This is a genomic window from Streptomyces sp. NBC_01283, assembly GCF_041435335.1.
Classification (GTDB): Bacteria; Actinomycetota; Actinomycetes; order Streptomycetales; family Streptomycetaceae; genus Streptomyces.
On record NZ_CP108430.1, the window covers coordinates 7,311,860 to 7,335,990 of the forward strand.

Genomic DNA, 24,131 nt, shown 5'->3' on the forward strand with positions numbered 1-24,131 from the left:
AGCTCCTACTCAGGGATGTGCGCTACTCAGGGATGCGGGCGGTGATGCGGAGATGGGAGAGGACCCAGGCGTTGAAGGCCTCGGGCCGCTCCTGGTTGGCCAGGTGACCGGCGTCCTTGACGATCACGTAGGCGGTCTTGTGCAGGGCCCCGGCGATGGCTTGGGAGGCCTCGACGCCGGTGACCCGGTCCTGGTCGCCGCAGAGGACGAGTGCGGGGGCGGTGATGCCGGGGATCTCGGGGCGCAGATCGGCGTCGGCCATGGACTCGGCGGCGTACGCGTATCCGGGCAGGCGCACGGAGGCGGCCATGGTGTCGACGACCCGCCGGACGAGCTGGGGAGGCGCGTCCGGCGAGACGAGCCGTGGCCCGCGACGCTCGGCGAACGCCTGCGGCCCGAGTTCCGCGAGCTCGGCGGCCCGCTGCCGCATGGCGTCGGCCTTCGCGGGGTCGGTGCCGGAACCGGCGCTGGAGTCCGCGACGATCAGCGAGTCGACGAGCTCGGGGTGCCGGGCCGCGAGCCGCAGCGCGATCACACCGCCCCACGAGACACCGAGTACATGGGCGCTCGCGCCACGCTCCCGGATGAGACCGGCTGCCGCGTCCGCGAACCCGTCCAGGTCCAACGGGCCTTCCGGGTCAGGGGACTTGGCGTACCCGGGAGCGTCCCAGGCCACGACCCGCACGTACGCGGACAGCTCGGCGAGCTGCGGTGCGAACGCGGCCGACGAGGAGCCGATGCCGTGCAGACAGAGCAGGAGAGGGCCCCGCTCGCCGGACTCCTCCACAAGGACGGCGGTCACAGGATCTGCCCCGTCCGCCCCGCGAGCGCCGCCAGGCTGCGCAGGACCGCGTACGGCACGACCTGGCTGGTCGCCGGGTTGCCCGGGTCCGGCAGATGGGCGACCTCGAAGCGGTACGTGCCGTGCGCTCCGGATGCCTCGACGACGTGCCGCGTGTGATGGGCGCCGGGATCGGCGACGACCTGGACCCGCACAGCGTCCAGGTCGCCGACGGCGAGGGCGACCGAGGCGGCGACGTTCGTCGACTTGGGAAATTTCACGGGGACGTCGCGCGCGGTCCCGGACATGACCACGACCGGTCCGGTCGCCGCCCGCATCCGGGCCAGCAACTCGGCGCTCATCCAAGGCTGTTCGAGGGTGGAGGGCAGCTTGGTGGTGGTGAGCCTGACCTCGTCGAGCGGCCCGAGCGTACGCACCGCCTGGAGCAGATCGAGCCCGCCGACCGCGCCCCCGGTGAAGTACACCCGGCCGGGGCCGGCGGCCAGGAGCCGCTTGGAGAGCTCCTCGTCGGTGAGCGCGCCGGTCGAGGCGACCAGCAGATCGGTCCCGGAGGTGAGGACACGCTCGCCCCATTCCCGTACGACTCCTTGGCCCGCTGCCTCGACGACGAGATCGCAGCGGTCCAGGGCCTCGTCGAAGGAGACCTGCGGGGCGGGGGCGCTCTCGCCGAGCGGACGGTTGTCGACGAGGCACGTCAACTCGGCGCCAGTGACGCGGTGTTCGGCGAGCGAGGTGCCGACGACCCGCCCGATCGCGCCCCAGCCGACGATGCCGACCTTGCGTACGCCGCTCATGCCTGAACCTCCTGGGCCTCAACGAGGGAAAGCGGACCGGGATCGGGCGACCCCGCCATGTGGCAGCGGATCTCCTTCGACGGCGGCCCTGCCGTCCCCCACAGGTCGGACAGCTCGGGGACCCGCCGCCAGACCTTGGCGATCCACGCGTCCTCGACGATCTGCGCGACCTCGGAGGTGTACTCGCAGACGAGCCCGGAGGGGTCGGTGAAGTAGGAGAAGGTGTTGTTGCCGGGGCCGTGCCGTCCCGGCCCCCACTGCGGATCGACTCCGTGGTGCCTGAGCCGGCCGAGGCCCCGCATGAAGTGGTCGACCGAACTCATCTCGTACGCCACGTGGTTGAGCGAGGCCCACTCGGCCTGGTTGAAGGCGATGCAGTGGTGGTCGGCGTTGCAGCGCAGGAAGGCCATCTGGTGCTCGGACCAGTCGGAGACGCGCAGGCCGAGGACGTCGCGGTAGAAGGCGACCGACGCGTCGATGTCCGCGGTGTTGAGCACCGCGTGCGTGACGCCGACCGGCACGGCGCCGTCCTGGCCGCGCGGCGCCACCGCGTGGACCTCCGCGCTGATCTCGATCAGACGGTGCTCGGGGTCGGTGAAGCGCAGGCCGTAGCCGCCGCCGACCTGGTCGAGGGGGCCGGGCCCGGCGACCGGTGTGATGCCGCGGGCCAGCAGCCTGTGGGCGGCCTCGTCGACCTCGGCGGGCGTGCCCACCGCGAAGGAGATCCTGCCGAGCCCGACGCGGTCGGCGCGGGTGAGCTGGAGGGCGTGGTGCTCGGCGCCGGTGCCGCGCAGCCAGGCGGCCGTGCCGCGCTCGGCCTCAACGGTCTCCAGGCCCCAGACCTCCTGGTAGAAGTCGGCCGCCTCGGTGAAGGAGGGGGTGAGGAGCTCGACGGAGCGCAGGGCGCGGAGACGGGCGATCGGGGGCTGGGGGACGGGGGGTCGGGACATGACCTGCTCCAGAGGTGCGGGGTTCAGGTGCGGCGGGGTTGAGGCATGGGGTGGGGTTCAGCCGGCCCACGGGAGAGGCGCGTCGGAGACGCCCCAGTACAGGGACTTCTGGCGCTGGTGGGCGCGGATGCCGTCGCGGCCCTTCTCGCGGCCGAGGCCGCTCTCCTTCATGCCGCCGAAGGGCGTGGCGATGCTGAACTGCTTGTAGGTGTTGATCCAGACCGTGCCCGCGTCGACGCGTCGCGCGATCCGCCAGGCGGCCCGGTGGTCACGGGTCCAGATGCCGCAGGCCAGGCCGTAGACACTGGAGTTGGCCTGCCGCACGAGGTCGTCCTCGTCGTCGAAGGGCAGCGCGACCAGGACGGGCCCGAAGATCTCCTCCTGGCAGGTTCGCGAGGAATTGGGCAGGCCGTCCAGGACGGTGGGCAGGTAGTACGCCCCGTCCCGGTACTCCGCGCCCTCCGGCACGCCCCCGCCGCACAGCACCCGCGCGCCTTCCTCGCGGGCGAGATCGACGTACGAGGCGACGGAGTCCCGGTGCCTGTGGTGGACGAGGGGTGCGACCTGGGTGTCGGGGGAGGTGCCGGGCCCGACCCGCAACTTCCTTGTGCGCCGCACCAGTTCGCCGACGAACTCCTCGTACAGCTCGCGGGCGACGAAGAGCCGTGACCCCGCGATGCAGGACTGTCCGCTGGAGGAGAAGATCCCGAACATCACGCCGGCCAGGGCCTGTTCGACGTCGGCGTCGGCGAGGACGACCGTCGGTGACTTGCCGCCCAGTTCGAGCGAGACCGGCATCAGCTTCTCGGCTGCCGCGTGGGCGAGCGTCCGGCCCGTGCTCGTGCCGCCGGTGAAGGTGACCTTGCCGACGTGCGGATCGCGGACGATCGCGTCCCCGACGACGCTGCCGCGCCCGGTGAGGACGGACAGCAGGCCTGCCGGGAGCCCGAATTCCGCCAGGGCGCCGCTGATGAGGCGGCCGAGCGCCAGCGAGACGAGCGGGGTCCACTCGGCGGGCTTGAGCAGGACCGCGTTGCCGCCCGCGAGTGCGGGGGCGAGCTTCTGGGCGTCGCTGGCGACAGGGGAGTTCCAGGGGTTGATCGCGCCGACGACGCCGATCGGCTCGTACACGCTCATCGTCACGTAGTCGCCGCGCGGCGGAGTGATCGCCTCCTCGGCGGTCTCCAGGGCGGCGGCCGTGTAGCGGAAGGTGGCCGCCGCGCTGGCCACCAGGGCGCGGGTCTCGGTGAGCGCCTTGCCGGTGTCGGCGGTCTGCAGGGCCGCGAGGTCGTCCGCGGACGCCTCGATCAGCTCGGCGACGCGGTGCAGGAGCAGGGCGCGCCGGTGGGGCAGGAGGTCGCGCCAGCGCGGGTCGGCGGCGGCCTCGGCCGCTCCCCGGGCCGCTTCGGCAACCTCGTCGGGTGAGACGGCATGGATGGTGGCGAGGACGCGGCCCGTCGCGGGGTCGACGGTGTCGGCCGGGGCGCCCGCGCCGCGTCGCCACTCGCCCGCGATGAGCGCTTCGTCGGCTGGGATGCGGGGCATGGAGGGGCCTCCTGGCGGAACGGGGCTCAGTGAACGCCCAGTTGACTTCGGTAAGCGCTAGAAATCTAAGGGCTTAAATATCTGGAGCGCAAGACCCCACCGACGAGTGGTCTTCGGGATTTCCGCTGCGGAGACCCTTGACGTGCTCCGGTGCCGGGACGGTACAACTTAAGCGCTTAGAAACTTTGCGCTTACCTGCCCCTTGGCCCGGGTTTCCCCGCCCTCCTGCTCGTCCCCCGTCCCCGCCCTCTCAGCAGCGGAGTACCCGCATGACGATCGACGCTTCCCCGGACCCAGCGGTCCGGGCCGCCATAGCCGCCCGCTTCGAACGGCTCCCCCTGTGCCGCTGGCACGTCACCGTCCGGCTCATCGTGGGCGCGGTCACCTTCTTCGAGGCCTTCGACCAGCTCCTGATCGCCTACGCCCTGCCGGAACTGCGACACGAGTGGGACCTCAGCACCTCCGCCGCGACGCTGCTGCTCACCGTCGGCTCGATCGGCATGCTGATCGGTGCGCTGCTCTCCGGGCGCCTCGCGGACCGGATCGGCCGCGTGAAGGTCATCGCGCTGTGCATCGCGCTGTCCAGCGTCGCCAACCTGGCCCTCTCCCTGTCCACGTCGCCCGACGCCTTCATGGCCCTGCGGTTCGTCCAGGGCCTGGCGATCGGCGGCGAGGTGCCGGTGGCGGCGACGTTCATCGCCGAGATCACCCGCAGCCACCAGCGTGGCCGCTTCGTCCTGCTCTACGAGCTGGTGTTCCCGGCGGGGCTCACCGTGGGCGCGCTGGTCGCGGCCTGGGTGGTGCCGATCATGGGCTGGCGCTGGATGTACGTCCTCGCCGCGGTGCCCGGTCTGCTCTGCATCCTCGTACAGCGGAAGGTCCCCGAGTCGCCGCGGTGGCTCGCGGACCACGGCAAGGCCGACGAGGCGTCCGAGGTGATGTCCGGCATCGAGGCGGAGGTCGAGCGGATCACGGGGAAACCCTTGCCGCCCGTTCCCGAGGCGCTTCCCGTCGCGGCTCCCGGAGGGGCCGCATCCGGGCTGCGCGGCCTGTTCACCGGCCGCTATCGCCGCCGCACCCTCGTGATCGGCGTGCTCTGGTTCACCGGCTACTTCGTCAACTACGGCATCACGTCCTGGCTCCCGACGATCTACCAGAACCGCTACGACCTCTCCCTCTCCGACGCGCTCCTCTACTCGACGGTCACGTCCTGCGCGGGCCTCGTCGGCTGCCTCGTGGCCGCGCTCACGGTCGACCGGGCGGGACGGCGGAAGGTCATCACCGGCTGTCTGGGCGGCGCGGCGGTCATGCTGGTGGCGCTCGCCGCCGTCGGCGCCGACACGCCCGTGCAGGTCCTGGTGTGGACCTCGCTCGCGGCGGTCTTCTTCTTCGGCTCCAACATCTGCCTGTACCTGTACACGCCGGAGCTCTTCCCGACCCGGATGCGGGCGCTCGGCAGCAGCATGGGCGGGGCGATGAACCGCCTCGGCGTCATCCTCGGCCCGATCGTGGTGGGCGTCGTATACGCGGGCGGCAACGTCTCCACGGTGTTCGTGATGCTGGGGGCCGTCGCGCTGGTGGGAGCCGTGGTGGCGGGGATCGGCGCGGAGGAGACGGCGGGGCGCAGGCTGGAGGAGGTCTCGCCGTAGGGGCTGGGGATTCAGCCCGTCCGGCGTTTGAGGACATCTTGTAGGGGGCCCTGGGGCGGAGCCCCAGGGCCCGCCGTACCCCCTACCCGAACCGCTCGATGCGGATCCGGTCGACCGGCTGGCCCCCGGCCACCAGCAGCCGCGACGCGTGCTCGGCAAACCCGTTCGAGCCGCAGATGTACGCCTCCCAGCCGCCCTCGGGCTGAGCGGGGCCCAGGAACGGCGCCAGGTGCTCGGCGCTCAGCCGGCCCTGCGTCCGGGTGAGGACGACGGTGGTCTCGTCGCCGTACTCGTCCGCGTAGATCAGGTCCTCACGCGTACGCGCCGAGACCAGAAGCCGCAGCGGCACCGGACACCCGGCCCCCCGCCAGTGCCGCAGCATCGACATCAGCGGGACCACACCGGACCCCGCGCCGAGAAGCAGCGCCGGGCGGTCGCCGGGCCACGCGAAGAACCCCGAGAGCGGACCCCGCACCTCGACCACGTCGCCGACGCGGGCGACCGTGTGCAGATGCCCGGACACCTCGCCGCCCGGCACGTGGTCCAGGGTCAGCTCGATCTCGCCGCCCTCCTCGGGAGGAGAGGCGATCGAGTAGTGGCGCTGGGCCACGTAGCCGTCCGGGGCCGTCAGGCGCAGCATCAGATGCTGGCCCGGCAGGTGCCCCTGCCAGCCGGGCACCTTCAGGCGGAAGGTCGAGACCGTTCCGGCGGTGTTGTCCCGGCGGACGTCCACCACGGTCGCCCGCTGCCACTCGGACGCCGCGCGATTGCTCACCGCGATCCGCCCCGGCACGGCGAACCGCGTCGGCGGCACGAAGGTCCCGGCCACGGCCTCAGCCGCTGTTCCTGTCTCAGTCACCGGAGTAACGCTCCTCCCGCCAGGGATTTCCCCGGTGGTGATAGCCGTTCTGCTCCCAGAAGCCGGGCTCCTCGTGGTCAAGGAGGCGCAGCCCCGCGATCCACTTCGCGCTCTTCCAGAAGTAGAGGTGCGGGACGATCAGACGCGCCGGACCGCCGTGCTCGGGAGGCAGCGGGCCGTCCCCGTACTCCCAGACGATCCACGCCTTGCCGCCCGTCACGTCGGAGAGCGGGAGGTTCGTGGTGTAGCCGGTGTGCGAGTACGCGACGACGTGCGTGGCCTCCGGGCGCGGCCCGGCGGCGGCCAGGAACGCGTCCAGGCTCGCCCCGCCGAAGCGCACCCCGAACTTGGACCAGCTGGTCACGCAGTGGATGTCGCCGCGGTACTCGGAAGCGGGCAGCGTGTGCGCCTCGTCCCACGTCCAGGTGTGCGGGGTCGTGACGAGCCCGTCCACGCGGAACGTCCAGTCCGCGGCCGTGAGCGAGGGCGTCACCTCGGCGGAGAGGACGGGCCATCCGTCGGCCGCGTCGTACTGCCCGGGAGGCAGCCGCGGGTCGCGGTCGGCGGCGCGGGCGCGGCCGGTGAAGCCGCGGGTGGGTTCGATGGTCATACGTTGCTTGCCACTTCGGAGGTGCTTGTGGTGCCTGTGCTGCTGGTGGTGTCTGTGCTGCTTGCGTTGCTGGTGGAGCCGGGCGCCGCGGAGGCAGCCGCGTCCCGCAGGGCTCGCAGCGCGCGCTGCTCGTCCAGTGTCTCCAGCGTACGGTCCCGCATCAGGACCCGGCCGTCGACGACCGTGTCCCGCACGTCACTGGACGCGGCGGCGTAGGCCAGCATCGACCACGGGTCGTGCCGCGGGGTGAGGTGCGGCCGGTCCAGGCCGAGGACGATCAGGTCGGCGCGCTTGCCGGGCTCCAGGGAGCCGAGCTGGCCGCCGAGGCCAAGAGCCCGGGCCGACTCGATGGTCGCCATGCGCACGGCCTGCTCCGCGCCGACCGCCGTCGGGTCGCCGCCCGCCTTGTGCACGAGCGCCGCGACCTTCACCGCGCCGAGGAGGTCGAGGGTGTTGGAACTCACCGCGCCGTCGGTGCCGAGGCCTACCGTGACGCCCGCGTCGAGCAGGTCGGGGACGCGGGCGATGCCGCAGCCCAGCTTCAGGTTCGACACCGGGCAGTGCGCGACGGACGTCCCGGTGCGGGCGATCGTCTCGATCTCCGCGTCCGTGAGGTCGACGGCGTGCGCGAGCAGCGTGTCCGGGCCGAGCACGCCGAGCGAGTCGAGCAGTTCCACGGGACGCATGCCGTGCTGCTCGGTGACCATCTTCACCTCGCCCGCGTTCTCGGCGGCGTGGATGTGCAGCAGGGCGCCGTGCTCGCGGGCCAGCGCGCTGATCGCCGCCAGCTGCTCGGGCACGAGGGTGTACGCGGAGTGCGCGAAGACCACCGGGCGGGTGCCCGGCGCCGGGGCGCGGGCGGCCAGGTCCGCCGCCGCCCAGCCGAGCCGGTCGGCGTAGGGGCGGCCGTCCGGCGGGCCCGGCACGTCCATGAACGTGGGGCCGGTCAGCAGGCGCCACCCGGCGTCGCGGGCCACGGCCTCGGCAGCCTCGTGGAACCAGTACATGTCGAGCGCGGTGGTGACCCCGCCGCGCACGGACTCGGCGATCGCGCCCTGGATGCCCGCCGTCACCGTCTCCGGCGAGAGTCCCTGAGCCTCGGCCGGGATCACGCGGGCCAGGAAGCCCTGGAGCGTGACGTCGTCGGCGATGCCGCGGAACAGCGTCATCGCGAGGTGGGTGTGCGTGTTGATCAGACCCGGCAGGATGAGACAGTCACGCGCGTCCAGCTCGTCGGCGGCTTCGTAGGTCGCGCGCAGCCGCTCGGCCGGGCCGACCTCGACGATCCGGCCGTCGCGCACGGCGACGGCGCCGTCCCGCACGACGGTGCCCGCCGCGTCGACGGTGAGGACGTCGCCGCCGTGGACCAGGAGATCTATGAAGCCGCCCCGGTCCTGGGCCGGCAGGTCAGTGGGGTGCATCGGTTCCGTTCTCCACGAGGTCGTGCGGTGTCTGTCGTACGGGCGCCTGTGCTGCGGAGCCTGTCCCGCGGTGCCTTCAGTGCTCCGTCGCGCTCAGCAGGCGCAAAGCGTCCAAGGTTATCCGGGCGCCCCGGTCGACTCCTTCGGCCACCACGTCGCGGTGCGGGTTGTATCCGCCCGTGGCCTCCTCGTCGACGAGTTCGTCGGCGTTCGCGCCGTCGACGACGAGCGCGCCGCCCGCCGTGAGGCCGTGCGTGGACGCGAAGACGAGGAGCGCCGAGAGCTCCATCTCGATGGCCGCGATCCCGGCGGCCGCGTACGCCTCGCCGGGCAGCGGCAGGAAACCCGGCTGGAACGCGGCCCGCGTCCACACCACACCACGGTGGTACGGCGCCTCGGCCGCGCGGGCCGCCCGCTGGAGCGCGATGACCGCCTCCGGAGTCGCGAACGCCGGGTACTCGGCGGGGATCAGCTGCTGCGTCACGCCGTCGTCGCGTACCGCCGCGTCCGCGATGACCAGGTCGCCGTCACGGATGCCGGGACGGATCGCGCCCGCCGTGCCCAGCCGCAGGATGGTGGTGACGCCCGCCTCCGCGAGCTCCTGGAAGAGGAGGATCGCGCCGGGGGCGCCGACGCCGTGCGAGGCGACGACGACCGGGGTGCCCTGCCAGGTGCCGGTGAAGGTGCGGTATTCGCGGTGGTACGACACCTCCTTCGCGTCCTGGAGCAGGTCCGCGACGGCGGTGGCGCGCGCCGGGTCGCCGACGACGACCGCGTGGGCCGGCAGACCGGTGCGGGGGACACGGGTGATGGGCAGCGCGTCGGTGGGCGTACGGGCTTCGGTCGTCATGAAGATGCTCCTACCAGGGGCTGCTTGCGGCGGCGCCTGCGCGCCGTGGACAGGAAGAGGGCGGCCAGGGTCACCACGTACGGTGCGGCATCGGTCGCCTGCTGCGGCATGCCGAGCCCCTGGAGGCGGAAGCCGACTGCCTCCGCGATGCCGAAGAGCAGCCCGGCGAGCAGGACGCCGAGCGGCAGGGCACGGCCCAGCATCACGGCCACCACCGCGATCCAACCACGCCCGGCCGTCATGTTCTCCGAGAACAACGTGACGTTGCCGAGGGCGAGTTGGGCGCCCGCGAGACCGCACAGGACGCCCGACGTCAGCACGGCCGCGTACTGGTACTTCGCGGGGCTGACCCCCAGCGTCGCCGCCGCGTCGGGCGCCTCGCCGACGCCCCGCAGCCGAAGACCCCACGGGTGGCGGGCCAGGAACACCCCGGCCACGGCGACTGCCGCCCACGAGAGGTACACGAGCGCGGAGTGTCCGGAGAGGACCGCCCCGGCGAACGGGATGTCGATGCCGTCGAGACCGGCGAGATCCGGATCGGAGAAGGTGCCCTGCACGCCGAAGACCGTACGCAGCAGGAACCCGGTCAGACCGACCGCGAGGAGGTTGAGCGCGACGCCGAGGACGACGGCGTCCCCGCGCAGACTGATCGTCCCGACGGCCAGGACCATCGAGTACGCCGCCGAGGCGAGGGCCGCGAACACCACGCCGAGCCAGGCGCTCCCGGTGAACCAGCTGCCCGCGACGCCGCTGAAGCAGCCGATCAGCATCATGCCTTCGAGGCCGATGTTGAAGACGCCCGCACGCTCGCAGACCGCGCCGCCGAGTGCGGCGAGGAGGATCGGGGTGAGGGCGAGGAGCGCCGAGTGGAACAGCGCGGAGTCGATGCTCATCGCACGCTCACTTCCTTCGTTTCGGTGGGCTCCGGCGCGTCGGCGCTCTTCTTCCCGGCCCGCCGCCACGTCAGGTTGAGCCGGGCCGCTAGGAAGACGATGACGACGGCCTGGAGGACCTGCGTCAGTTCGCGCGGCACCTCGGTGGTGCGCTCCATGGCGAGCCCGCCCACTTCGAGGGCCGCGAAGAACAGGGCGGCGAGCACGGTCCCGACCGGCGCGGCGGCGGCCAGGAGCGCGGCCGTGAGGCCGGTCCAGGTGTGCCCGGCCGCGGTGAGCGACCCGTCGATGAAGCGGTACGGGAAGCTGAGGACACCGATCGCGCCGACCAGACCCGCGACGGCGCCGGAGAGTGCCATGAGCCGCAGCGTGAGCCGTGGCCTGTCGACCCCCGCGTACGCCGCGAACCGCGGATTGAGCCCCGTCATGCGGATCTCGTAGCCGGTGGCGGTGCGGGCGTCGGCGAACATGAAGACGGCGGCGGCGACGGCCACGAGGAGCAGCCCCACCGTGACGGTCGACGACCCGAAGGCGGGCAGCTCGACCCCGTCGGGCAGCCGCCGCGTCTGCGGGAGGCTCGACCCGTCCTCCTTCAGCGGGAAGCGCGCGAGGTAGGAGGCGAAGGACATCGCCGGATACCCGAGCAGCAGACTGCTGACGAGGAGCGGCACCCCGAACCGGTTCTGGCACACGGCGGCGAGCGCCGCGTAGGCCGCGCCTGCCGCCATCCCCGCGAGCAGCGCCGCGACGACGGTGAGGGGCGCGGGCAGCGGGGAGTAGAGCCCGGTGGCGGCAGCGGCGATCCCGCCGAGCACCAACTGCCCGTCCCCGCCGAGGTTGAGGAGCCCCGCCCGCATGGGGATCGCGAGCGCGACGGCGAGCCCGATGATGCCGGTCCCGGTGGTGAGCGTGGACCCGATGCCGTCGGGCCCGAGCGCGCCGCTGACCACGGAGCCGTACGCGCCGATCGGATCGGCGCCGGTCCCGACGAGGAACAGCGCGCCGACGAGGACGGCGGCGACGACGGAGTGCAGCGCGGGCGCGCGCAGCACGCGCACGGCGATGGCCCCGGCGGTGCCGGGGGTGTCGGCGGCCATCAGGGTGCCTCCTTCGCGGGGGCGAGACCGTCGCTCCCGCGGGGAGGCGGGACGGCGTCACCGGAATCGGTCGGCGCTTTCGGAGCCGCGAATCCGGCGGCTCCGTGGGCGGAAGGTGCCGCTTCGGCCGGGGCCGGGACCGCGACTGCGCCCGCGGCGGCGGGTGCTGTCGGTGCGGCCATCGCCGCGACGTCGGCCGGCGGTCCGGCGTCGGAGCCGTTCGGCGGGCCTGCTGTGCCGGTTTCGGCAGGCGTGGCGTGCGTGGTCGCGCCGCCCGCCATGGCGAGGCCGAGTGTGCGCTCGTCCGCGTCCGCGCGTGCGTACTCGGCGGCCACCCGGCCCTCGTACATCACCAGGACCCGGTCGGACAGGCCGCGGATCTCGCTCAGTTCGGCGGAGACCAGGAGGATCGCGTGGCCCGCGTCGCGGTGGGCGATCAGCTGGTCGTGGATCGTCTGGACGGCGCCGATGTCGACGCCCCGGGTGGGCTGCTCGACGATCAACAGGGGTGATTCATGGGCGAGTTCGCGGCCGATGACCAGCTTCTGGAGGTTGCCGCCGGACAGCGAGCCCGCCGTGTGGCGGGACGAGGCCGCCTTGATGCCGAAGCGGTCGATCAGGACCCGCGCGTGGTCGCGCAGCCAGGACGGGCGCAGCAGGCCATGCCCCCGGTGGTGGCCCATCGCGAGGTTCTCCGCGATCGTCGCGGCCGGTGCCGTGCCGACCGCCAGCCGGTCCTCGGGCACGTACGCGAGCCCTGCCGCGCGGCGCCCGGCCGCCGACGCGTCCGTGATGTCCTGACCGGAGAGCGTGACCCGCCCTGCGGCGACCGGACGCAATCCGGCGATCGCCTCGACGAGTTCGCTCTGGCCGTTGCCCGCCACTCCCGCGATGCCCACGATCTCGCCCGCGCGGACGGAGAGCGAGACCTCGCGCACCGCGTCCGCCGACAGTGAATCGACAGACAGGGACTCGACCGTCAGGACATCGCCGCCCGGCGCACCCGGCGGATGCACACGGTCCAGCTCCACGGCCCGCCCGGTCATCGCCGCCGCGATCGCGTCCGCGCTGGTGTCGGCGGTCCGCATCCGGTCCGCGACCCGGCCGTCCCTCAGTACCGTCACCGCGTCGCTGCCCTCGATCACCTCGCGCAGCTTGTGGGTGACGAGGAGGACCGTGCGCCCGTCGTCCGCGAGGGAGCGCAGGACACGGAACAGGCCGTCGGCCTCCGCCGGGGTGAGGACCGCCGTCGGCTCGTCGAGGATCAGCGTACGGGCGCCTCGGTAGAGGAGCTTGAGGATCTCCACGCGCTGGCGGACCCCCACCGGCAGGTCCCCGACCTTCGCCGCCGGATCCACCGCGAGCCCGTGCTCCTCGGCGAGCGCGGCCACCCGCCGCAGCGCCTCCCCCCGGTCCGTCAGACCGAAACGGCGCGGCTCGGCGGCGTACACGACGTTCTCGGCGACCGTGAACGACGGGAAGAGCTTGAAGCTCTGGTGCACCATGCCAAGGCCCGCCGCGATCGCCTCACTGGGGTTCGCGAACGTCACCTCGCGCCCGTCGAGCAGGATCCGCCCTGCGTCCGGCCGCTGCAGCCCGTACAGGACGGACATCAGCGTCGACTTGCCCGCGCCGTTCTCGCCCATCAGGGCGTGGATCTCGCCCCGCGCGACGGTCAGGTCCACCCGGTCGTTGGCGAGGGTGCCGGGGTACTCCTTGGTGATGCCGCGGAGTTCCACCGCGGGGGCGGTGGCGACGGGATCAGGCCGCGGGGTCATTGACCTTCAGCTTCCCCGCGACGATCTCGTCCCGCAGCGACTCGACGCGCTTCAGTACGTCCTTGTGACCGGCGATCAGGCACTTGGAGTCCGCGACGCCCGGCTCAAGACCGGTCAGTGACATGCCGCCCTCCTTGAGGCCGTACGACACCGTGGTGCCGCCCTTGCCGTCCAGGATCTGCGCGATGCCCTTCTCGACGGCGACATCGGTCTTCTTCAGTACGTTGTCGACGACGACCCCGGGGCTGCCGACGCACTGGTTCGCGTCGACGCCGTACGCCTTGAAGCCCTTGGCCTTCGCGGCCTGGAAGACACCGGTGTTGCCGCCGGCGGCGGCCGCCATCACCTGGTCGACGCCGCCGGAACCGAGCGTCGCCGCCTGGTCCTTGGCGCGCGCCGCGTCATTGAAGGGCGACTGCCCGCCGACGAAGAGCGTGCGGGACCTGACCCCCGCCTTCACCTTCTTGGCACCGGCCGCGAACGGCTCGCTGTAGCGGCGGAACTGCGTGGTGTCGAGGACGTCGACGGCGCCCACCTTCTTGCTCTTGGTGAGCAGCCCGGCCTCGACGCCCGCGAGGTACACCGCCTCGTGCTCGCGGAAGACCGCGCAGGTGACGTTCTCGTACGTCTTCTTCGTGCACGCGTCGACGAGCAGGAACTGCTGCTTCGGGTGCGCCTCGGCCTGCTGCGCCGCGATGTCCGCGAACTCGAAGCCGACCAGGGCGATCACATCGGGCGCGGAGTCCACGGCCGACTGCACGTTCTGCTGCTGCGAGGAGGTGTCGCTGCTCTGGAAGACCTTCGGCGCTCCGGCGCCCTGCGCCTTCGCCGCCGACTTCACCCCGCTGACGGCGAGCTTGAGGAACTCGTTCTGTGCCACGGGGTCGGGCGTGACCAGCGTGAACTCCTTGGCCCCTGCGGCACCGTCACCGTCCGAACCACCCTTCTTCGCGGCGGCGTTGCAGCCGGTGGCGAGAAGGGCGGCGCCGACAGCGATTGAGGACAGCCGAAGGGACGTACGGCGGGACATGCGAAGCGACATGCGCAAGGACATACGGGAGCGCCTTCTCGAAGGAGCCTGGGAGCCCAGGCGGTGGCAGGGAGGTCGGACGTGCGGAGCGCGGTCGCTCAGCGACAACAGCGACAGCAGCGACAACCGCGGCGACAGCCGGTCACGGCGGGGCAGCACAGGGAGCCGGTGGTCTGCTGGGTCTTCATGGCCGTCCTCCTCGCACCGTGGGTCGATCCGTCCTGGGTGGCGGTGAGGGTAACACCGGATTTCGGACAGCCGCACGAACGTCTCGAAATATGGTTCGAGCACGTCAGGTACGGTGTCGGCACCCCTCCCCGCATGGCCGCAAACGCCCCTATTTTCCCGGAGTTGAGTACCCATGAGCAGCCAGGAACTGCGTGCTGTCCAGTGGCAGGAGGCCGCGGAGGGCGGCACCACACCGGCCCTCTCCCTGATCGACCAGACGGCGCTCCCGCACGCCCTGAACCGCCTCGACGTCACCACCGTCGACCAGCTGATCGACGCGATCGTGCGGCTCGTGGTCCGCGGCGCTCCCGCGATCGGCGCGGCCGGCGGCTACGGCGTCGCGCTCGCCGTGGCACAGGGCGAGCGCGAGGGCTGGGACCGGGCACGCCTCGACGCGGAGGTCGCCCGCATCCGCGCGGCGAGGCCCACCGCGGTGAACCTGATGGTGTGCGTGGACCGGGTGGCCCCGCTCATCGACGCCGGTCTGTCCGCGGTGCTCGCGGAGGCGGACGCGATCGTGCGCGAGGACCTGGCGGCGAACCATGCGATGGGCGCGTACGGCGCCGACTGGCTCCTCAAGCACACCCCGGCCGACCGGCCGCTGCGCATCCTCACCCACTGCAACACGGGCGCGCTCGCCACGGCGGGCTGGGGCACGGCGCTCGGCGTCATCCGCGAACTGCACGGCCGCGGCGCCCTGGAGACGGTCTACGCCGACGAGACCCGCCCCCTGCTCCAGGGCGCGCGGCTCACCGCGTGGGAGCTGGCACAGGAGGGAATCGCACACTTCGTCCAGGCGGACGGGGCCGCGGCGGGCACGATCCTGCGGGGCGAGGTGGACGCGGCGATAGTGGGCGCGGACCGGATAGCGGCGAACGGCGACACGGCGAACAAGGTCGGCACGGTGGGCATCGCCCTGGCCTGCGCCCACGCGGGCATCCCGTTCATGGTGGCCGCCCCCACCACGACGGTGGACCTCGCCACGGCAACGGGGGCCGACATCCACATCGAACTGCGGGGCGAGGACGAGGTGTTGGAGTGGGCGGGAGTGCGGACCGCTCCGGCGTCCTCGCGGGGCCACAACCCGGCATTTGACGTGACCCCGGGCTCACTGGTGAGCGCGCTGGTGACGGAGCGGGGTGTGCTGGAGGTGTCGGCGGGGGAGTGGCCCGGGCTTGAGGAATCCAGCCCGTCCGGCGTTTGAGGAGCGGGGCCGGGGCGGAGCCCCTGCGCGGCGCAGCCGCCGATGGACGCAGCCGGGAAGGGGCGGGGTTGGGGAAACTCAGCCCCGCGTCAGCTCCAACTCCAGCAACCACTCCACCACCTCAGTACGATGCCGCGCCTCGCGAGGATCCGCCCCCCACACGTACAGCCCATGCCCGGCAACGACAACCGCCGGCATCCCAGGAGCGAGCGCCGCCTCAAGCCGATCCCCCAGCACAGCCATGTCCTGGCTGTTCTCGATGACCGGCAGCGTCACCGCCACCTCATGCGTCGGATGCCCGAGCCCCTTCAGCATCTCCAGGTCCCGGAACTCCACACCCCCCGGCTTCCGGTGCCCCATGGCCACCGACGCCACGGTGTGGACGTGCACCACGGCCCCGGCCCCGGTGAGCGCGGCCACCCGCGCATGCAGCGCCGCCTCCGCCGAAGGCCGCCCCGCGCCGAGCGCCGCACCGGAGGCGTCCGTCAACACCACGTCCGCGGACGTCAGTTCACCCTTGTCCCGCCCGCTCGCCGTCACCGCGAGCTGAAGCGGCGTACGGGAAAGCACCACGGACAGGTTCCCGGACGTACCCCGCATCCACCCGAACGACGCGAAGCGCGCGGCCTCGGCGGCGAGGACGGCCCCCGCCTCCTCCAGATCCAGCACGGAAGTGGTTTCGGTCGAACTCATCGAGCGCTCCTCGCAAGACTGATCTCATCGAAGGCCGAAACCTCCGCATGCCCGCCGACCCCGGCGGCGAAGTACGGCTCCCCGGCCCGCCGCACCCCGACGGTCCGCCACCCCGCGTCCCGCGCGGCGTCCAGCTCCCCGAGCCGGTCGGAGAGGAAGAGTGTGCGGTCGGCGGCAACGCCGATCGCGGCCGAAATGGCCCGGTAGGAGTCCGCCTCCTGCTTGGGGCCCGCGTTCTCGGTGTCGTAGAAACCGCTCACGAGCTCCATCAGGGACCCCTCGGGCGAGTACGTGAACCACGCCCGCTGCGCCGCGACGGAGCCGGACGAGTACACGTACAACCGCACCCCGTCCGCGGCGGCCCAGGCCCGCAGCACGTCGATCACCTCCGGGTAGAAGTGCGAGACCAGCTCGCCTCGCGCGAAGCCCTCCGCCCAGAGGATGCCCTGGAGCGTCTTGAGGGGAGTCGCCTTGCGGTCGGCGTCGACCCACTCGCCGAGCACCCTCTCCACCCGCCCGGCGTCCGCGTCCGGCTCACCGGCCAGTTCCCGCACCTGGGCGACGGCCCGCGCCACCTCCGGCTCATCGCCCCGCGAGGCGAGCAGCGCCCCGAAGCGCTCGCGCGCGTAGGGGTACAGCACGTCCACCACGAACCCCGTGGCGCTCGTGGTCCCCTCGATGTCGAGCACCACCGCGTCCAGAGAGCCCTCGTCGAACCGGACCGTCACGCGGCGTACCCCGCGTGGATCGCGTCGAAGTCCGGGAAGCGGTCGGCGATCGGGCTGCCCGTGAACGTGCCGATCCAGCCGTCCTCCTCGTGGAAGAAGCGGATCGCCGTGAACGAGGGGGACGTACCCATGTCGAACCAGTGCGTCGTGCCGCGCGGCACCCCGAGCAGGTCGCCCTTCTCGCAGTAGACCGCGTGCACTTCGCCGCCCACGTGCAGATAGAAGATGCCCGCGCCCGCGACGAAGAACCGCACCTCGTCATCGTCGTCGTGCGTGTGCTCGGCGAGGAACTTCTGCCGGGCAGCCTTCGCCTTCTCGGGCCACTCGGGGTCGTCGGTGGGGTGCAGCCCGACCACGTCGACCGTCCGGAAGCCCTCCTCGGCGTTCAGCAGGTCGATCTCCGCGCGGTACGCGGCGAAGACGGCGTCGCTGTCCGCGTCGGCGGGCACGTCCTCGCGCACCGGCCACTGCTCGTAGCGCACGCCGACGGGGGCGAGCGCGGCGGCGATCTCGACCGGGTCAGAGGTGCGGCGTACGACGGTCTCGGGGCCGGACTCCGGCCAGGTCGTCAGGAGGGTCATGGCTTGCTCCAGAGGGGGACAAGGTGGGTAGGGGGGATCGTAACTCCCAGGTCAGCAGACGTCAGCCGCGCTTACGCGCCGTCCCACAGCGTGGACGGCGCGGCCCTGCGGACCACCGGCGCGATCTCCTCCGCGAACCGCTGGAGCGTCTCGATCTGCTCGCCCCGCTCCAGGCCGAAGCCGTCCACGGTGATCGACTGCAGGTCGTGCCCGTACACCTCGTGGTAGCCGAGGATCTTGTCGATGATCTGCTGCGGGGAGCCGATGAGCTGCGGCCCGTCGGCGATCGCGTCCTCGATCGTGCGGAAGGGCGTGTTGTAGCCCGCCCTGCCCTCCAGATGCGGCTTGAAGGTCTGGCGCACCTTCGCCTCGTACAGCTCGCCGTAGCGCGCGACCGCCTGCTCGGCGGAGTCCGCGATCAACAGCCCGCCGGAGCCCGCCGCGACCCGGGCGCGCGCCGGATCGTGCCCGTACGCCTCGAACCGCTCGCGGTAGTGCGCGATGAGCTTCGCGTACGCGGCACGCGGCTGGATGGCGTTGGCGGTGAAGAGCGGATCCCCGTGCCTGGCCGCCAGATCGGGGGAGTTGAGGGACGTCGCCGAACCGTGCCAGATGCGCGGCACGCCCGCGTACGGGCGCGGCACCGTCGTCACGTCCTTGAGCGCGGGCCTGAACTCGCCCTCCCAGTCGACGTTCTCCTCGCTCCACAGGAGGCGGAGCAGCTCGTACTTCTCCTTCTGCAGATCCCACTGGCGCTTCTCGTCGAGCCCGAAGAGGTCGAAGTGCCCGGCCTCCGCGCCCTTGCCGATCACCAACTCGATGCGCCCGCGCGAGATCTGATCGAGCGTCGCATAGTCCTCGGCGACCCGCACCGGGTCGAGGATCGCCACGACGGTGACACCGGTCAGCAGCTTGATACGCGTGGTCCGCGCGGCGAGCGCGCCGAGCACGACCGTGGGGCTCGACGACAGGAAGGCGCCCGCGTGCCGCTCGCCCACGGCGTACGCGTCGTAGCCGAGCCGCTCGGCGGCCACGCCGACCTCGATCACGTCCGCCAACCGGTCGGCGGACGTGGGGAGTTGGCCGGTCAGCGGGTGCGGGGCATGACCGATGATCGAGAGCACCTGGAACTTCATGGATCCACTCTCCCCGCGGCCTGTTGCACGCGTATGTACGCCGCATGGCGGCCCGCCCGGGTACGCCGAAGGGCGGCTCCCGCAGGGGGAGTCGCCCTTCAGTTCGTGTCTGCCTGTCTACCTGCCGACCGACTTACTTGCCGTCGAGCACGTCCTGGACCTTGGCACGGACGTCGTCCGTGGCCAGGCCGCGGATCGTCAGCGTCGTACGGCGGCGCAGCACGTCGTCCGCCGTCTCGGCCCACTCGTGGTCACGGGCGTAGACGACCTGCGCCCAGATCTCGGGGGCGTCCGGCGAGACGCGCTCGGCGAGCGCCGGGTTCTCGTTCGCCAGGCGGGCGATGTCGAAGGAGAGCGAGCCGTAGTGCGTCGCCAGGTGCTTGGCGGTGTCGGCGGCCATGCGGGGGCCGGGCGCCGGACCGTCCACCAGGAGACGGTGCGCGACCGCGCGCGGGTTGGCGATGCCGGGCAGCGGAAGCCGCTTCTGGAGCTGCGAGATCGGCTCGTAGTCGTCGCCGAGGGGGTGGCCCGGCAGCGACTCCAGCTTCTTCATGACCGTACGGCCGATGTGGCGGAAGGTCGTCCACTTGCCGCCCGCGACGGAGAGCATGCCGCGCGCGCCCTCGGTGACGACCGTCTCGCGCTTGGCCTTCGACGTGTCGCCGGGACCGCCGGGCAGCACGCGAAGACCCGCGAAGGAGTACGTGATCAGGTCACGGGAGAGCTGCTGGTCGCGGATGGAGAACGCGGCCTCGTCCAGGATCTGAGCGGTGTCGGCCTCGGTGACGCTGACGTCCGCGGGGTCGCCCTCGAACTCCTCGTCCGTGGTGCCGAGCAGGAGCATGTCCTCCCACGGCAGGGCGAACGTGATGCGGTACTTGTCGATCGGCGTGGCCAGCGCGGCCTTCCAGGGGGCGGTGCGCTTGAGGACCAGGTGCGCGCCCTTGGAGAGGCGGATGGAGGGAGCCGCGTCGGGGTTCTCCATCTTGCGCAGGTGGTCGACCCAGGGGCCGGTCGCGTTCAGCACGAGCCGCGCGTTGACGCCGAACTCGGTGCCGTCCATGCGGTCCTTGAGCTCCGCGCCCGTGACCCGGCCGCTGGTGAAGCGCAGTCCTGTGACCTCGGCGTGGTTGAGGACGGCGGCGCCGGCCTCGACGGCCGCGCGGACCGTCATCAGGGCCATGCGCGAGTCGTTCATCTGGTCGTCGCCGTAGACGGCGACGGCCTTGAGGTTGTCCGTGCGCAGCTCCGGCACGTCCTGCGCGGCCTTCGACGGCGACAGCAGGTGGCCGACGCCGTCACCGAACGCGGACAGCGCGCTGTACGCGAAGACGCCCGCGCCCAGCTTGGCGGCGCCGTGCGGGCCGCCCTTGTACACGGGCAGGTAGAAGGTGAGCGGGTTCGCCAGGTGGGGGGCCACCTGACGCGACACCGCGCGACGCTCGAAGTGGTTCTCCGCCACCAGCTTCACCGCGCCGGTCTGCAGGTAGCGCAGACCGCCGTGGAGGAGCTTGGAGGAGGCGGAGGAGGTGGCGCCGGCGAAGTCACCGGCGTCCACCAGGGCCACCCGCAGTCCCGACTGCGCGGCATGCCAGGCGGTGGAGATGCCCAGGATCCCGCCGCCGATCACCAGGAGGTCGTACGTCGCCTTGGAAAGCTGCTCCCGGGTCTCGGCGCGGCTCGGGTTGGAACCGGCAGCCGGATGCGTCCCGAGGGCAGGGACGCTCTGCAGGGTGGTCATGTTGATTACTCCTCGCCACTTTCGTCGAGCCAGCCCATGGAACGCTCTACGGCCTTGAGCCAGCTCTTGTACTCACGGGCGCGGGTGTCCGCGTCCATGCGGGGGGTCCACTCCGCCGCCCGGCGCCAGTTGGCGCGCAGCTCGTCGGTGCCGGACCAGAAGCCGACGGCGAGACCGGCGGCGTAGGCGGCGCCGAGGCAGGTCGTCTCGGCCACCATCGGGCGCACCACCGGTGCGTCGAGGAAGTTCGAGAGCGTCTGCATCAGCAGGTTGTTGGAGGTCATGCCGCCGTCGACCTTGAGGGCCGTGAGCTCGACGCCGGAGTCCTTCGTCATGGCGTCGGTGATCTCACGGGTCTGCCAGGCCGTGGCCTCCAGGACGGCGCGCGCGATGTGCGCCTTGGTGACGTACCGGGTGAGACCGGCGATCACACCGCGGGCGTCGGAACGCCAGTACGGGGCGAAGAGGCCGGAGAAGGCCGGTACGAAGTAGGCGCCGCCGTTGTCCTCGACCGACGACGCGAGCGTCTCGATCTCGGCGGCGGAGTTGATCAGGCCCATCTGGTCGCGCATCCACTGCACCAGCGAACCGGTGACCGCGATGGAACCCTCGAGGGCGTAGACCGGCTTCTGCTCGCCGATCTGGTAGCCGACGGTGGTCAGCAGGCCCGAGTAGGAGTTGATGGCCGACTCACCGGTGTTCATCAGCATGAAGGTGCCGGTGCCGTACGTGGACTTGGCCTCACCCTTGGCGAAACAGGTCTGCCCGAAGAGGGCCGCCTGCTGGTCGCCGAGCGCGGAGGCGACGGGGATGCCCGGCAGGACGTCGCCGAGCTTGCCGCCGGTGACCTCTCCGTAGACCTCGGCGGAGGAGCGGATCTCGGGGAGCATCGCCATCGGGACGCCGATGGAATCGGCGATCGACTCGTCCCACTTCATGGTGTGCAGGTTCATCAGCATGGTGCGCGACGCGTTGGTGACGTCGGTGACGTGCTTGCCGCCGTTGACACCACCCGTCAGGTTCCAGATGACCCAGGAGTCCATGGTGCCGAAGAGGATGTCGCCCGCCTCGGCGCGCTCACGCAGGCCCTCGACGTTGTCGAGCAGCCAGCGGGCCTTGGGCCCGGCGAAGTAGCTGGCGAGCGGCAGGCCCGTCTGGCGGCGGAAGCGGTCCTGGCCGACGTTGCGGCCGAGCTCCTTGCACAGGGCGTCGGTGCGGGTGTCCTGCCAGACGATGGCGTTGTGCACCGGCTCGCCGGTGTTCTTGTCCCAGAGCAGCGTGGTCTCACGCTGGTTGGTGATGCCGATCGCCTTGATGTCTTCGTGGGTGATGCCGGCCTTGGAGATGGCGCTCGCGACGACTTCCTGGACGTTGGTCCAGATCTCGGTGGCGTCGTGCTCGACCCAGCCCGGCTTCGGGAAGATCTGCTCGTGTTCCTTCTGGTCGACCGAGACGATCCGGCCGTCCTTGTCGAAGACGATGCAGCGGCTCGAAGTGGTGCCCTGGTCGATGGCCGCGATGAAGGGGCCGGCGGTGTGCGCGTCGTTGCTCACGGTGTGCTCCTGATTTCTTGCTCGGCGGTCTGTCTCAGCGTCGTCGGTGGCTGTCGCGGTCCTACTTGAACGCGAGGTTGTAGAGGCCACCCGCGATGGCGCCGCCGATCAGCGGCCCGGCGATCGGCACCCAGGCGTACGCCCAGTCCGAGCTGCCCTTGTTCGGCAGCGGGAGCAGGGAGTGCACGATGCGCGGACCGAGGTCACGGACCGGGTTGATCGCGTAGCCCGTCGGTCCACCGAGCGAGAGACCGATGCCCACCACGACGAGCGCGGTGATCAGGGCGCCGAGCACGCCGATGCCGTTGCCGTTGTCGTTCAGGCCCTGGGTGAGGATCGCCAGGACGAGCACGGTGGTCGCGATGACCTCGGTGAGCACGTTCTGCGCGTAGTTCCGGATCTCGGGGCCGGTCGAGAAGACGCCGAGCACCGGGCCCGCCTTGGGGGCGGCCTTCTGGTCGACGAGGCCCTCCTCCATCGGCTGCGCGGCGAGGATCGCCGGGTCCGTGAGGTGTGCCTTGAACTGGCCCAGGTACGTGAGCCAGACCAGGACGGCGCCGATCATCGCGCCGAGGAGCTGCGAGCCGAGGTAGAGCGGAACGTCGCTCCACTTGGTGCCGCCCTCGATGGCGAGACCGACGGTGACCGCCGGGTTGAGGTGGGCGCCTGACACGCCACCCGCCAGGTAGGCGCCGGTGAGCACCGCGAAGCCCCACCCGAAGGTGATCGCGAGCCAGCCGGCGTCCTTGGCCTTGGAGGCCTTGAGCGTGACCGCGGCGCAGACGCCACCGCCGAGCAGGATGAGTATGGCGGTACCGATGGTCTCGCCGATGAAGATGTCGGAGCTGGACACCCGCGACTCCTTTGTCCTTCGTCCAGGGGAAGGCGAACCCCGGGTCCCTCCGGAGGTCCGCGACCTCAGGTGAGGTCTTGCCGGCCCTTGGCCTTGTCACACTCTAGCGCGTAATGCCGGTAGGTGTTCGACAATGCCGACCGATGGACGCGAGTCTCGCCCTGGGGTTACTTGCCCGTCAAGAGTTCTGTTATTGAAAACACGATCGTTATTGATCGTTTCGGGTTATCGGTCCTGACGGGGGTCGCCGCGAGGTGAAACACGTGCATCGATGATCGCGCGGAAAGGTGCCACCTGCACCTTGAGCAGCGGGGAGTGCTGTGCCGGCCGAACGCCTAGAAGCGCCCGGCGCCCAGGTCCCGCGACACGGCGCGGGCGCAGTCCCGTACGGCCGCGATCAGTTCGGGGCGCAGCTCGCCGTCCTTCTGTACGCGCTCCACCGCCCCGGTGATGGCGATCGCGCCGACCGGCATGCGGCGCCGGTCGTGGATGGGGGCGGCCACGGAGGCGATGCCCTCCCAGGTCTCCTCGACGTCATCCGCGTACCCGCGCGCGCGGGTCAGGTCGAGGACGGCCTCGAAGGCCTCGGGCTCGACGACGGTGCGCTGCGTGAAGCCCTGCCAGTCGGCCTCGGCGGCCTCGCTGTGCGCCACCGGATCGTAGGCGGCGAGCACCTTGCCGAGCGCCGTGGAGTGCAGCGGCTGCATGGCCCCCACCTCCAGGACCTGGCGGCTGTCGTCGGGCCGGAAGACGTGGTGCACGATCAGGACGCCCTGCTGGTGCAGGACACCGAGGTAGACGCTCTCGCCGCTGGACCGGGCCAGGTCGTCGGTCCACACCAGGGCGCGGGCCCGCAGCTCGTGGACATCCAGGTAGCTGTTGCCCAGGCGCAGGAGTTCGGCGCCGAGCTGATAGCGGCCCGAAGCGGACTCCTGCTCGACGAAGCCCTCCGCCTGGAGGGTGCGCAGAATGCCGTGGGCCGTGCCCTTGGCCAGGCCAAGGGCGGACGCGATTTCCGAGAGGCCGAGCCGTCGCTCTCCGCCCGCGAGCAGCCGCAGCATCGCGGCGGCCCGCTCGAGCGACTGGATGTTCCGTGCCATCGCAGCCCCTTCCTCCGTCCCCTGTGACTCCAACGT

General features: G+C 71.7%; 22 protein-coding genes. 2 read left to right on the forward strand and 20 right to left on the reverse strand.

The features are described 5' to 3' along the window. Positions 1 to 22: 22 nt before the first annotated feature. The 4 genes from OG302_RS33140 to OG302_RS33155 are packed head-to-tail and all read right to left on the reverse strand — an operon-like array spanning position 23 to position 4,091. Positions 23 to 802, reverse strand: coding sequence for an alpha/beta fold hydrolase (locus OG302_RS33140; protein ID WP_371530132.1), 780 nt, complete (start codon positions 800 to 802; stop codon positions 23 to 25). Continuing rightward, positions 799 to 1,596, reverse strand: a complete 798-nt coding sequence (locus OG302_RS33145) for an aspartate dehydrogenase domain-containing protein (RefSeq protein ID WP_371530133.1) — start codon at positions 1,594 to 1,596, stop codon at positions 799 to 801. Before OG302_RS33145 ends, OG302_RS33140 begins: the two co-directional genes overlap by 4 nt. After that, entirely contained in the window at positions 1,593 to 2,546 is a 954-nt protein-coding gene (locus tag OG302_RS33150) for a VOC family protein (RefSeq protein WP_371530134.1), read from the reverse strand. Before OG302_RS33150 ends, OG302_RS33145 begins: the two co-directional genes overlap by 4 nt. A 57-nt stretch (positions 2,547 to 2,603) precedes the next feature. Further along, positions 2,604 to 4,091 carry an aldehyde dehydrogenase family protein gene (locus tag OG302_RS33155; protein WP_371530135.1) on the reverse strand — a complete coding sequence of 496 codons (1,488 nt, stop codon included), beginning with the start codon at positions 4,089 to 4,091 and terminating at the stop codon, positions 2,604 to 2,606. Between the two features lie 269 nt (positions 4,092 to 4,360). On the opposite strand from OG302_RS33155, the gene OG302_RS33160 reads away from it, so the two are divergent. After that, positions 4,361 to 5,740, forward strand: coding sequence for an MFS transporter (locus tag OG302_RS33160; protein WP_371530136.1), 1,380 nt, complete (start codon positions 4,361 to 4,363; stop codon positions 5,738 to 5,740). Between the two features lie 82 nt (positions 5,741 to 5,822). On the opposite strand, the gene OG302_RS33165 is transcribed toward OG302_RS33160, so the two are convergent. The 8 genes from OG302_RS33165 to OG302_RS33200 form a co-directional block, all read right to left on the reverse strand. Next, the gene (locus OG302_RS33165; RefSeq protein WP_371750309.1) at positions 5,823 to 6,569 is read right to left on the reverse strand and encodes a ferredoxin reductase; all 747 of its coding nucleotides are present in this window, start codon (positions 6,567 to 6,569) and stop codon (positions 5,823 to 5,825) included. A gap of 22 nt (positions 6,570 to 6,591) precedes the next feature. Next, positions 6,592 to 7,203, reverse strand: coding sequence for a sulfite oxidase-like oxidoreductase (locus OG302_RS33170; protein WP_371750310.1), 612 nt, complete (start codon positions 7,201 to 7,203; stop codon positions 6,592 to 6,594). A gap of 2 nt (positions 7,204 to 7,205) precedes the next feature. Continuing rightward, positions 7,206 to 8,630 (reverse strand): amidohydrolase, encoded by a 1,425-nt coding sequence (locus OG302_RS33175; RefSeq protein WP_371530137.1) that lies wholly within the window; start codon positions 8,628 to 8,630, stop codon positions 7,206 to 7,208. A 76-nt stretch (positions 8,631 to 8,706) separates the two neighbouring features. After that, a complete protein-coding gene (locus tag OG302_RS33180) occupies positions 8,707 to 9,480 on the reverse strand; it encodes a nucleoside phosphorylase (RefSeq protein ID WP_371530138.1) in 774 nt (257 codons plus the stop codon). After that, the gene (locus tag OG302_RS33185) at positions 9,477 to 10,373 is read right to left on the reverse strand and encodes an ABC transporter permease (protein WP_371530139.1); all 897 of its coding nucleotides are present in this window, start codon (positions 10,371 to 10,373) and stop codon (positions 9,477 to 9,479) included. Before OG302_RS33185 ends, OG302_RS33180 begins: the two co-directional genes overlap by 4 nt. Beyond that, entirely contained in the window at positions 10,370 to 11,470 is a 1,101-nt protein-coding gene (locus OG302_RS33190) for an ABC transporter permease (RefSeq protein WP_371530140.1), read from the reverse strand. The genes OG302_RS33185 and OG302_RS33190 overlap by 4 nt, the downstream gene beginning before the upstream one ends. Beyond that, positions 11,470 to 13,248 carry an ABC transporter ATP-binding protein gene (locus OG302_RS33195; RefSeq protein ID WP_371530141.1) on the reverse strand — a complete coding sequence of 593 codons (1,779 nt, stop codon included), beginning with the start codon at positions 13,246 to 13,248 and terminating at the stop codon, positions 11,470 to 11,472. Before OG302_RS33195 ends, OG302_RS33190 begins: the two co-directional genes overlap by 1 nt. Then, positions 13,232 to 14,290: a BMP family ABC transporter substrate-binding protein gene (locus OG302_RS33200; RefSeq protein WP_371530142.1), complete on the reverse strand. Its 1,059-nt coding sequence runs from the start codon at positions 14,288 to 14,290 to the stop codon at positions 13,232 to 13,234. The genes OG302_RS33195 and OG302_RS33200 overlap by 17 nt, the downstream gene beginning before the upstream one ends. 349 nt (positions 14,291 to 14,639) lie before the next feature. On the opposite strand from OG302_RS33200, the gene mtnA reads away from it, so the two are divergent. After that, positions 14,640 to 15,710: an S-methyl-5-thioribose-1-phosphate isomerase gene (gene mtnA, locus OG302_RS33205; protein WP_371530143.1), complete on the forward strand. Its 1,071-nt coding sequence runs from the start codon at positions 14,640 to 14,642 to the stop codon at positions 15,708 to 15,710. A 78-nt stretch (positions 15,711 to 15,788) separates the two neighbouring features. On the opposite strand, the gene mtnB is transcribed toward mtnA, so the two are convergent. The 8 genes from mtnB to OG302_RS33245 all read right to left on the reverse strand — a co-directional run bounded on the left by mtnB (position 15,789) and on the right by OG302_RS33245 (position 24,095). Next, positions 15,789 to 16,403, reverse strand: a complete 615-nt coding sequence (mtnB, locus tag OG302_RS33210) for a methylthioribulose 1-phosphate dehydratase (RefSeq protein ID WP_371530144.1) — start codon at positions 16,401 to 16,403, stop codon at positions 15,789 to 15,791. Then, positions 16,400 to 17,131: an acireductone synthase gene (gene mtnC / locus OG302_RS33215; protein WP_371530145.1), complete on the reverse strand. Its 732-nt coding sequence runs from the start codon at positions 17,129 to 17,131 to the stop codon at positions 16,400 to 16,402. The genes mtnB and mtnC overlap by 4 nt, the downstream gene beginning before the upstream one ends. Beyond that, complete coding sequence (locus tag OG302_RS33220; protein ID WP_371530146.1) at positions 17,128 to 17,712, reverse strand: acireductone dioxygenase; 585 nt, start codon at positions 17,710 to 17,712, stop codon at positions 17,128 to 17,130. The genes mtnC and OG302_RS33220 overlap by 4 nt, the downstream gene beginning before the upstream one ends. Positions 17,713 to 17,783: 71 nt before the next feature. Further along, positions 17,784 to 18,848, reverse strand: coding sequence for an LLM class flavin-dependent oxidoreductase (locus tag OG302_RS33225; protein ID WP_371530147.1), 1,065 nt, complete (start codon positions 18,846 to 18,848; stop codon positions 17,784 to 17,786). Positions 18,849 to 18,981: 133 nt separating this feature from the next. Next, a complete protein-coding gene (locus OG302_RS33230) occupies positions 18,982 to 20,589 on the reverse strand; it encodes an FAD-dependent oxidoreductase (protein WP_371530148.1) in 1,608 nt (535 codons plus the stop codon). 5 nt (positions 20,590 to 20,594) lie between these two features. Beyond that, positions 20,595 to 22,142 carry a glycerol kinase GlpK gene (gene glpK, locus OG302_RS33235; RefSeq protein WP_361834164.1) on the reverse strand — a complete coding sequence of 516 codons (1,548 nt, stop codon included), beginning with the start codon at positions 22,140 to 22,142 and terminating at the stop codon, positions 20,595 to 20,597. Between the two features lie 61 nt (positions 22,143 to 22,203). Further along, positions 22,204 to 22,995 carry an MIP/aquaporin family protein gene (locus OG302_RS33240; RefSeq protein WP_371530149.1) on the reverse strand — a complete coding sequence of 264 codons (792 nt, stop codon included), beginning with the start codon at positions 22,993 to 22,995 and terminating at the stop codon, positions 22,204 to 22,206. A 335-nt stretch (positions 22,996 to 23,330) separates the two neighbouring features. Beyond that, positions 23,331 to 24,095: an IclR family transcriptional regulator gene (locus OG302_RS33245; protein WP_371530150.1), complete on the reverse strand. Its 765-nt coding sequence runs from the start codon at positions 24,093 to 24,095 to the stop codon at positions 23,331 to 23,333. Positions 24,096 to 24,131: the final 36 nt, after the last annotated feature.

What these genes read in the sequence shown, in the direction of transcription:
- OG302_RS33145 (WP_371530133.1), bottom strand. Translation starts at nt 1,596, where the DNA reads ATGAGCGGCGTACGCAAGGTCGGCATCGTCGGCTGGGGCGCGATCGGG.
- OG302_RS33150 (WP_371530134.1), bottom strand. Translation starts at nt 2,546, where the DNA reads ATGTCCCGACCCCCCGTCCCCCAGCCCCCGATCGCCCGTCTCCGCGCC.
- OG302_RS33155 (WP_371530135.1), bottom strand. Translation starts at nt 4,091, where the DNA reads ATGCCCCGCATCCCAGCCGACGAAGCGCTCATCGCGGGCGAGTGGCGA.
- OG302_RS33160 (WP_371530136.1), top strand. Translation starts at nt 4,361, where the DNA reads ATGACGATCGACGCTTCCCCGGACCCAGCGGTCCGGGCCGCCATAGCC.
- OG302_RS33175 (WP_371530137.1), bottom strand. Translation starts at nt 8,630, where the DNA reads ATGCACCCCACTGACCTGCCGGCCCAGGACCGGGGCGGCTTCATAGAT.
- OG302_RS33180 (WP_371530138.1), bottom strand. Translation starts at nt 9,480, where the DNA reads ATGACGACCGAAGCCCGTACGCCCACCGACGCGCTGCCCATCACCCGT.
- OG302_RS33185 (WP_371530139.1), bottom strand. Translation starts at nt 10,373, where the DNA reads ATGAGCATCGACTCCGCGCTGTTCCACTCGGCGCTCCTCGCCCTCACC.
- OG302_RS33190 (WP_371530140.1), bottom strand. Translation starts at nt 11,470, where the DNA reads ATGGCCGCCGACACCCCCGGCACCGCCGGGGCCATCGCCGTGCGCGTG.
- OG302_RS33195 (WP_371530141.1), bottom strand. Translation starts at nt 13,248, where the DNA reads ATGACCCCGCGGCCTGATCCCGTCGCCACCGCCCCCGCGGTGGAACTC.
- OG302_RS33200 (WP_371530142.1), bottom strand. Translation starts at nt 14,290, where the DNA reads ATGTCGCTTCGCATGTCCCGCCGTACGTCCCTTCGGCTGTCCTCAATC.
- mtnA (WP_371530143.1), top strand. Translation starts at nt 14,640, where the DNA reads ATGAGCAGCCAGGAACTGCGTGCTGTCCAGTGGCAGGAGGCCGCGGAG.
- mtnB (WP_371530144.1), bottom strand. Translation starts at nt 16,403, where the DNA reads ATGAGTTCGACCGAAACCACTTCCGTGCTGGATCTGGAGGAGGCGGGG.
- OG302_RS33220 (WP_371530146.1), bottom strand. Translation starts at nt 17,712, where the DNA reads ATGACCCTCCTGACGACCTGGCCGGAGTCCGGCCCCGAGACCGTCGTA.
- OG302_RS33225 (WP_371530147.1), bottom strand. Translation starts at nt 18,848, where the DNA reads ATGAAGTTCCAGGTGCTCTCGATCATCGGTCATGCCCCGCACCCGCTG.
- OG302_RS33230 (WP_371530148.1), bottom strand. Translation starts at nt 20,589, where the DNA reads ATGACCACCCTGCAGAGCGTCCCTGCCCTCGGGACGCATCCGGCTGCC.
- OG302_RS33245 (WP_371530150.1), bottom strand. Translation starts at nt 24,095, where the DNA reads ATGGCACGGAACATCCAGTCGCTCGAGCGGGCCGCCGCGATGCTGCGG.